The organism is Acuticoccus sediminis (assembly GCF_003258595.1).
GTDB classification, from domain to species: domain Bacteria; phylum Pseudomonadota; class Alphaproteobacteria; order Rhizobiales; family Amorphaceae; genus Acuticoccus; species Acuticoccus sediminis.
This window is the reverse complement of record NZ_QHHQ01000002.1, coordinates 1,418,522-1,425,829: the sequence shown is the minus strand read 5'-3', so window position 1 is coordinate 1,425,829 and position 7,308 is coordinate 1,418,522. Positions and strand designations below refer to the sequence as shown.

General features: G+C 61.9%; 6 protein-coding genes and 1 pseudogene. 2 read left to right on the top strand and 5 right to left on the bottom strand.

Going from position 1 to position 7,308, the window contains the following annotated elements; all coding sequences use genetic code 11:
- The first annotated feature begins 71 nt into the window (after positions 1-71).
- Positions 72-902, top strand: a complete 831-nt coding sequence (locus DLJ53_RS14270; protein ID WP_111346147.1) for a KAP family P-loop NTPase fold protein — start codon at positions 72-74, stop codon at positions 900-902.
- Positions 903-965: 63 nt separating this feature from the next.
- On the opposite strand, the gene DLJ53_RS34710 is transcribed toward DLJ53_RS14270, so the two are convergent.
- The 4 genes and pseudogenes from DLJ53_RS34710 to DLJ53_RS35745 all read right to left on the bottom strand — a co-directional run bounded on the left by DLJ53_RS34710 (position 966) and on the right by DLJ53_RS35745 (position 4,740).
- On the bottom strand, positions 966-1,622 hold the full coding sequence (locus tag DLJ53_RS34710) for a hypothetical protein (RefSeq protein ID WP_146619953.1): 657 nt from the start codon (positions 1,620-1,622) through the stop codon (positions 966-968).
- Positions 1,623-1,793: 171 nt separating this feature from the next.
- Positions 1,794-2,984, bottom strand: coding sequence for a tyrosine-type recombinase/integrase (locus tag DLJ53_RS14265; RefSeq protein ID WP_111346146.1), 1,191 nt, complete (start codon positions 2,982-2,984; stop codon positions 1,794-1,796).
- Between the two features lie 773 nt (positions 2,985-3,757).
- On the bottom strand, positions 3,758-4,081 hold the full coding sequence (locus tag DLJ53_RS14260; RefSeq protein ID WP_111346144.1) for a YciI family protein: 324 nt from the start codon (positions 4,079-4,081) through the stop codon (positions 3,758-3,760).
- 17 nt (positions 4,082-4,098) lie between these two features.
- Positions 4,099-4,740: pseudogene (locus DLJ53_RS35745) on the bottom strand (dihydrofolate reductase family protein).
- Between the two features lie 88 nt (positions 4,741-4,828).
- Here DLJ53_RS35745 and DLJ53_RS14250 point away from each other — a divergent pair.
- A complete protein-coding gene (locus DLJ53_RS14250) occupies positions 4,829-5,314 on the top strand; it encodes a winged helix-turn-helix transcriptional regulator (RefSeq protein ID WP_111346143.1) in 486 nt (161 codons plus the stop codon).
- A gap of 154 nt (positions 5,315-5,468) precedes the next feature.
- Here DLJ53_RS14250 and DLJ53_RS14245 read toward each other — a convergent pair whose 3' ends face one another.
- Positions 5,469-7,067, bottom strand: a complete 1,599-nt coding sequence (locus tag DLJ53_RS14245; RefSeq protein ID WP_162409197.1) for a sensor histidine kinase — start codon at positions 7,065-7,067, stop codon at positions 5,469-5,471.
- Positions 7,068-7,308 lie beyond the last annotated feature (241 nt).

Sequence of the window (7,308 nt, the reverse complement as noted above, 5' to 3'; positions counted from 1 at the left end):
TCGCCGACGGGATCACCCAGCTTCAGGGGGTCAAAATTGGACGCCGATAAGGGGTCAAACTTCCGCGCCGATTGACAGCCATCGCCCGCACGGTCGTGCGCCTGGTCAACGAGAAGTCGGACGAGCCGCTCACCGTCGGCGTGCACGGCGATTGGGGTGCCGGAAAATCGAGCGTGCTGATGATGGTGGAGGAGGCGTTCGCGACGAATGATCGTGTCCTCTGCGTTCGATTCAACGGATGGCTGTTCCAGGGTTTCGAGGACGCCAAGGCGGTCCTGATCGAAACAATCGTCGAGGAACTACTCCGCAGCCGCTCCACTTCGACCAAAGTCGTCGACCAGGCGAAGGCGGTCTTGCGCCGGGTGGACTGGATGAAGCTGGCGCGCAAAGTGGGAGGCTTGACCTTCACGGCAACGGCGGGCATCCCGCACCCGGACACCCTCAAGGACCTCTATGACGCGGCGTCAGGTTTGCTGGGCAAGTCCGCAGAGGCGATCACGCAGGCTGACCTGCAGTCCGTTGCCGCGCAAGCCGGACAGTACCTGAAAGAGGCCGAACCGGAGACCGCCCCGGAACAGATGCATGCGTTCCGGGAGGAGTTCGAGGAGCTCTTGCGCCGTGCGGACATCGATCGTCTGGTGGTTCTGGTCGACGATCTCGATCGCTGCCTGCCAGAGACGGCGATAGAGACACTTGAGGCGATCCGTCTGTTCCTGTTCGTGCCGAAGGCGGCTTTTGTGATCGCTGCCGACGAGGGCATGACGGCCCGTTCGTGGAACGGTCTGGCCAGCCCCTTGGTCCGGGAGAGGTTCTGCCAGTCCTGGGCGAGATCGCGAACATGTGGGGCGTCGACTCTGAGACTGTGCGGAAACGGGTCGTCCGGAGTTTGGGGCGTCTGCTGACGAATAGCGCGGATGGCTAGTTGTGGGCCTGTCCATATGCCCCCGGGGCAGGCGTGATGATTGCTAGGTCGGAGGGCTGGCGGTTTCGGCTCGGAGGATGTCGATAGGTACTTTGTAAGACTCCTCATTGATCCACGGCGGCGAACGTTCCTCGATGCATTGCCAAATTGCGAGATCGTCCGCCGTTCGGATCCCGTGCGCCACATTCCTGAAGAAGTAATCCTCATTGCGGTCGCACTGATCGGCCCACGCGTTGGAGACTGCGCGGACTGTGGGGCGCCGAACCTCGGGTTTCGTCGCCGTGGCCAGTACGACGTCAAAGTCGGCGGGCACGCCATTGAGGCCGTTTGGCCAGCCGATGTTGAGAAGGCCGTCGGCATTGACGATTGAGACCGGCTGGGCGTTGACCTTTCGAAAATGACGGGACCAGTTGGCCGAGAGTTTCGCGTGCCTTTCGGTCTGGCCAAATTGTGCGCCAACGCAACCCCAAGATTTGTGCAGCTTGCCGGCCTCTACGTTTGCATCTTCTGCTTGCCAAAGCGCCTCTGTTTCCAAAACAAGGTCGTCAACCGAGTCGATCTCTCGAACACAGGGGACCAGAACACCCTGACCGGATGCCTCACCGAGTCCGAACGCCATCGTGTAGGTGTTGCCGCGCGAGCTGGACTTGCGTCCATAATAAATGGAAACGCGCACTGGCTGCCGCTTGTTGATGTCCAATCTGTTCGTTCGCCATTCGGCTCGTCGATTCCCGACGCCGTCGTCCCAAAGTAGAGATCCGACAATCAGTATCCCACACCGCATCGCTCTCGATTCCTTGACTGGCAGCACGAAAGAGAGCATTCGCCGGCCCTCTGGTCGGCGGATTGGTCAATTCGACTGAAGCTGCCGTCAGGCGGCAGTATCGACATCTCGATTTTCCGTTTCCGGTTTGGGCGCACCGGCAAGAGCCGCCGCGATCGCGTCAGACACGGCGTCAGCTGCCGTGCGAATTGGATCCGTCTTGAGATGGGCGTAGCGGGCGGTCGTCTGCACCTGCGTGTGACCGAGTAGCTTTCCGATCATCGTCAGGTCCTGGCCGAGCTGCAGGGCGTCCGAGGCAAAGGAATGGCGCAGATCGTGAATACGTAGACCATCTAACTCCGCACGCTTTCGCAGCCGCCGCCACGGCTTCTGCATATCGGTGAGGTGCTGTCCCTCGACCCTACCGGTGATGACGTAGGGGTTGTTCTTCACCTTGGGAATAGACTTCAATACCTCGATGGCGGCCTGGCCGATCGGCACCAGCTTGGCGCCGGTTTTGGAATCGGGCAATCGAAGCACACCGGTTTTCAAATCGACATAGTCCCATTTGAGGGTCTGGATTTCCCCGAGCCGGCATCCGGTCAGCAACAGTAGGCGAATGCAGTTGGCGGCTTCGGGCTCCTCATCGGCCTCACGCAGCACTTTGCCAAGGCGGGCGAGTTCATCTGCGGTCAGATATCGCTCGCGCTTCACCTCCTTGTACCGCTTCACCTTCCAGCACGGGTTCACGCCGTCGGTTCGCACGCCCCAGGTGTGGGCGACGGTGAACATGATTGAGAGCACACCGAGGGTCCGGTTCGCTTGGTAGGGGATGTTCTTCATGGACTGATGGAGCCCGACCACATCGGCTCGCGTGATGTCGATGATGCGATGCGACCCCAGCTTGGGATTGATGAACAACTCGACGGACCGTTTGTATTCGCCATAGGTCGAGGGCTTGCAGTGAAGCGCGACATGCTCGGCGAGGAAGCGCATGCCGAACTCCTTCATCGTGGGCGACGCCTTACGGCGGTCCCGATCGTTTGCCGGGTCGCCGCCAAGGCGCACTTGCGAAAGATGCTTCATCGCCTCGGTGCGCGCGAGCTCGGGGGTGAGGGCGCCATGAAGGCCGATATTGATGCGGCGGAGCCGTCCGCCGGCTCTGAACTGCGCGAGATACATCTTGCGGCCTGACGGATAGACCCGCAGCCCGAAGCCCTTCAACTCATCATCCCAGATGAAAAATTCCTTGTCTCCAGGGACCGCGGCGTCGACGGAGCGCTTCGTGATCTTGGTCATGGAACACCTCGTGAACGCCGGAATCTCCGGAATCAAATCGGAATCATTTGGGAGAAAACCGCAGAGTTTTCAATCGTAGATAAGCGTAGACCGATTTCCAAAATACGTCAATTAAAACATTGAGTTATGCGGCATTCGGCGGTGTTAGCGGAGAGGCGGATAGTGTGGCGAAAACGGCCTGGAGCAAACTCATAACCTGAAGGTCGCAGGTTCAAATCCTGCCCCCGCAACCAGCAGATTTCAGCGCTCCCGAGGAAGCCCCTCAGGGAGTGTTTGCTTTTTGAGCACTTCCCAAGTGCTTGCCGCTCCGACCTCTCCAGAATCAGCCCCGGTTCGCAAAGCGTGACATCGATCTCGCCGCGGTTCGGGCCGGGTGTGAGGACGAGCTTCACAATCAGCATCTACAGGGCCGCGGCCGCTTCCTGGCGCTCTGCACCGCGGTTCAGCGCTTGTGTGAGCTTCGCGGACAGTAGGCTGCCGAAGCCTACCGCCGAGTCCTTGCCGCAGCAGGCATCGCATCCTCCATGAGCTACAGGGGCAACTGCCTCGACAGGGCGCCGATGGACAGCGCTTCCGCACCTTCAAAGTCGAACGTGTGCATCACCGGTTCTGGCCGACACGAGACGCCGCACGACGCGACCTGTTCCGGTTACCTTGAAGGCTTCACCGATCCCCATCGCCTTCACTCCGCCCTCGGCTGTCGATGAGCTGCCGACGCCGAGCGAACGGAGGCACAGCCTCGTTCACTTTTCGAGGCGGGATCAGCCGGACGGTTACTTCAGCGGCCAGACTTCGACGACGCCGTGTGCAACGGCGCACGGAACCCGCGAGACCTTGTCGATGGCCTCTTCCAGACTGGCGGCCTCGATCACCGCGAAACCTGCGATCGGGAGATCCGAGGTCATGAACGGGCCATTGCGTGTTTCCATGCTGGCGGCATTGGGGTTGCGCACCTGGACCGGGGCGCCGGCAATCCCGACCAGAGCGCCTTCCGAAACCAGTTTGGCGTCCTGTGCATGCGCGGCGTCCCTGACAACTTGGGGCGTGCGGTCGTAGTCGGCCGGGTCGCCGTAGCCGATGGTGATGAATTTCGCCATGACGCTAACTCCTTTCTCTATCTTGCGAGGACGATGTGGGTCGCGGCGTCGGTCGCGGCATGCCCAGTGACGGAAAAGCCGAGCGACGGCAGGTCGATCCCTGCGAAAATCGCCTCGCCGCGCCCGAGAACCACCGGCGCGATGACGAGATGCATCTCGTCGACAAGACCGGCCTGAAGATATTGCCGCACCGTCGAGACACCGCCGGCAATCTTGACGTTCCCGTCGCCCGCGGCCTCCCTTGCCCGATCGAGCGCAGCCTCAATCCCGTCCGTGACGAAGCGAAAGACTGTGCCGCCTTCCATCTCGACAGGGTCGCGCGGATGGTGGGTGAGCACGAACGTCGGTGCATGGTACGGAGGATTGCCGCCCCACTAGCCCTTCCAAGTGTCGTCGGGCCAGTCGCCGCGAATGGGGCCGAACATGTTGCGGCCCATGATGAACGCGCCGAAGCCCTCCATCGAGCGGGTCGCATACTCGTTGTCGACGCCCGACGAGCCGCCATCCTTGCCGAGCATGTCGTGGAACATGGCCGTTTGGACCATCCACTTATGCAGTTCCTCGCCACGCTTGCCGACCGGGTGTTCGGGGCTCTGATCCGGTCCGGCGCCATAGCCGTCGATCGAGAGCGAGAACCCGGAAACGATCACCTTGCTCACGATCATCTCCCCAACTGTATGCGGTTTGCAAGCAGTTGTGGAATACCAGAACCGCATGCATATTGCAAACAGTCTGCGGAGGCCCCGAGTGGACAAACCAGTTCGGTCCGGTTGCCCGATCAACCTGACGCTCGAGACGCTCGGCGATCGCTGGAGCCTGATCGTCATCCGCGACATCATGTTCGGCAATCGCCGACACTATCGCGACCTGCTCAACAATTCCGAGGAAGGCATCGCCTCGAATATCCTGGCCGACCGGCTGAAGAAGCTGACGGAAGCGGGACTGCTGTCGACTAGCCCGGACCCGGCACACAAACAGAAGACGGTCTACAGCCTGACGGAGCCGGCGATCCAACTCGTACCGCTGCTTGCCCAGATGGGCGCTTGGGGCCGGCGCTTCACGCCGGCGACGCGGGAGCTGTCGATCCGCGCGCAGCTGCTCGAAGAGGGCGGTCCGGAGATGTGGGAGGCGTTCATGGCGGAATTACGCAGCCTGCATCTCGGAGCGGAGCCGCCGGCACGCTCGGTGATTGGGGAACTGACTGAGGCCTATCGGGCGGCACTCGCCGAATGACCGGCGGGAGCTAGAGAAGGCTCGGATGGAGCGCGACATTGGCGGCACAAACCCGTCCACATATTCAGCGCACGATCATCCGCGCAGAGAACTCCGACCCGACGCGAGGGAATCTAAGACGCGAGGGAATCTAAGAGGAGCGGACCATACCGGACTAGCGGTCGTCGTCGACCTCGGCGACCGAATGGACCTTGGAGACGACGCGGACGGGAACGACGATGTTCACCGCAAACTGGTCTTCGTCGACCTGCCTTTCGATCGTTCCGCTGAAGGCGCGTTCGACGAGGAAGTCGATCAGGGTCGTTCCGAAGCCGCCGTTCTGCTGGGACGATGAGGGGGCGGGCCGTTGTCCGCCGCGCTCCAGCCACTCGACCACGAATTCCTTTTCGTCCGCGCTCCAGCGCAGCGTCACGACGCCTCCGGGCACTGCCCAGGCACCGTATTTGGTGCAGTTGGTCGCCAATTCATGAAAGATCAGTCCGAAGGACTGCGCGGCGCTCTGCGAGATCAGGAACTCGTCGCCGTCCAGTTGAATCTGCTCGTCCCGCGTAATGAAAGGGGAGAGTTGCGTGCGGGCGAGGAGTTCGAACGGGGCGGCCTCGACCGTACGGTTCGTTATGATGTCGATGGAGCGCCCGAGCGCCGTGAGGCGCCGCGTCAGGTCATCCTTGAGCTGTGTCACATCCGACGCGCCGTGGGCCGACAGGCGCAGCAGCGAAATCGTGATCGCCAACTGATTCTTCGCCCGGTGCGCGGTTTCGCGCAGAAGGAGCGCCAACTCCTGGTCCTTGGCGAGCTTTACCTCCGCAGTCCGGCGCAGGGCCGCCATGACATCGTTGATCTCGCGAATGGGTGAGGAAAGCTTCGGCGGCGGCAGTCCTGCGTCGATGGCATTTGCGACTTTCGCCGTGTCGGCGATCGAGCGGCTGATCAGATAGCCGATGACAAGCGCCGCGCCGATCACCAGGCCTGACCACAGGAGGAGAAACGAAAACGGCTCGTTCATTCCCGCGATCGAGCCGGAGGGGCGCCTGGCCCAGACGCAGACGCGCCAATCGGACAGCGTCACACTGCGTTGAAGGAGGTAGAGCCGCGGGGCATTCGCGCCGGAGGTTCCGGCGAGACTCGAGCAATCGTTCCGTGTTCCGGCGGCTTCATCGCTGAGCCGCGGCGACGGATAGACAAGCTGGCCATCGCCATCCAGAACCGCGACGTTCCAGTCGCCCGAGGCGTGCCCGCGGGTGAGGACCGCCCCAAGGTCGGTCGCATCTCTCGTCAGAATGAGGCCGCGACGCTCGCCGTTCGGCAGCTCCGACCGCGCAATGACATTGTAGACTGGAATGTTGGCGACGCCGCCGCGGAACAGGTTGGAGACCGATGGCGTGCCGGTCTCCATCACGCGCGGAAGCGTCACCTGGTCGGAGGACTTACCCAGCGGGGTGTCGAACGGAACGCGCGTGTTGAGGAGCTGCTGTCCGGTCTCGTCGACCACGATCAGATAGCGTTCCGTGCCGCGCAACGCTTCCTGTGCCCTGGCGTGAAGCCGCTCGTACAGACCCGCTCCGAGCCAGCCGCTGGAACCGAAGATCGCGAGCATGGTCTGGGCCGATTGGAATTCGCTGCTCAGCCGATGGGCGATCTCGCCCGTAAGGTCGGCACCGCTCCGCAGCACAATTTCAGTGCGTTCGCGCTCGCGAGCGTTGACGTAGAGGATGAGGGCCGTCACCGCGGGCGCCAGAAACGCCAGCGCCATGATGACCATCAGAACGCTAAACGAGATTTTTATTCGCATTCAACGAGCTAGAATAATGCAGTGACGACGGTATGGCCAACCCATTCGGTCAGGATGCATCCCGCTGCGCAACGAATAGGTCGTCGTGGGGGACGGACGTGCCGTCTTGCAGCGCCGACATCGGAGGGCAGGGGGACTCGACCAGCCGGAATTCACCATCCGCTTCGAATGCCCTGCAGGACGCCCGATCACAAGAACGATT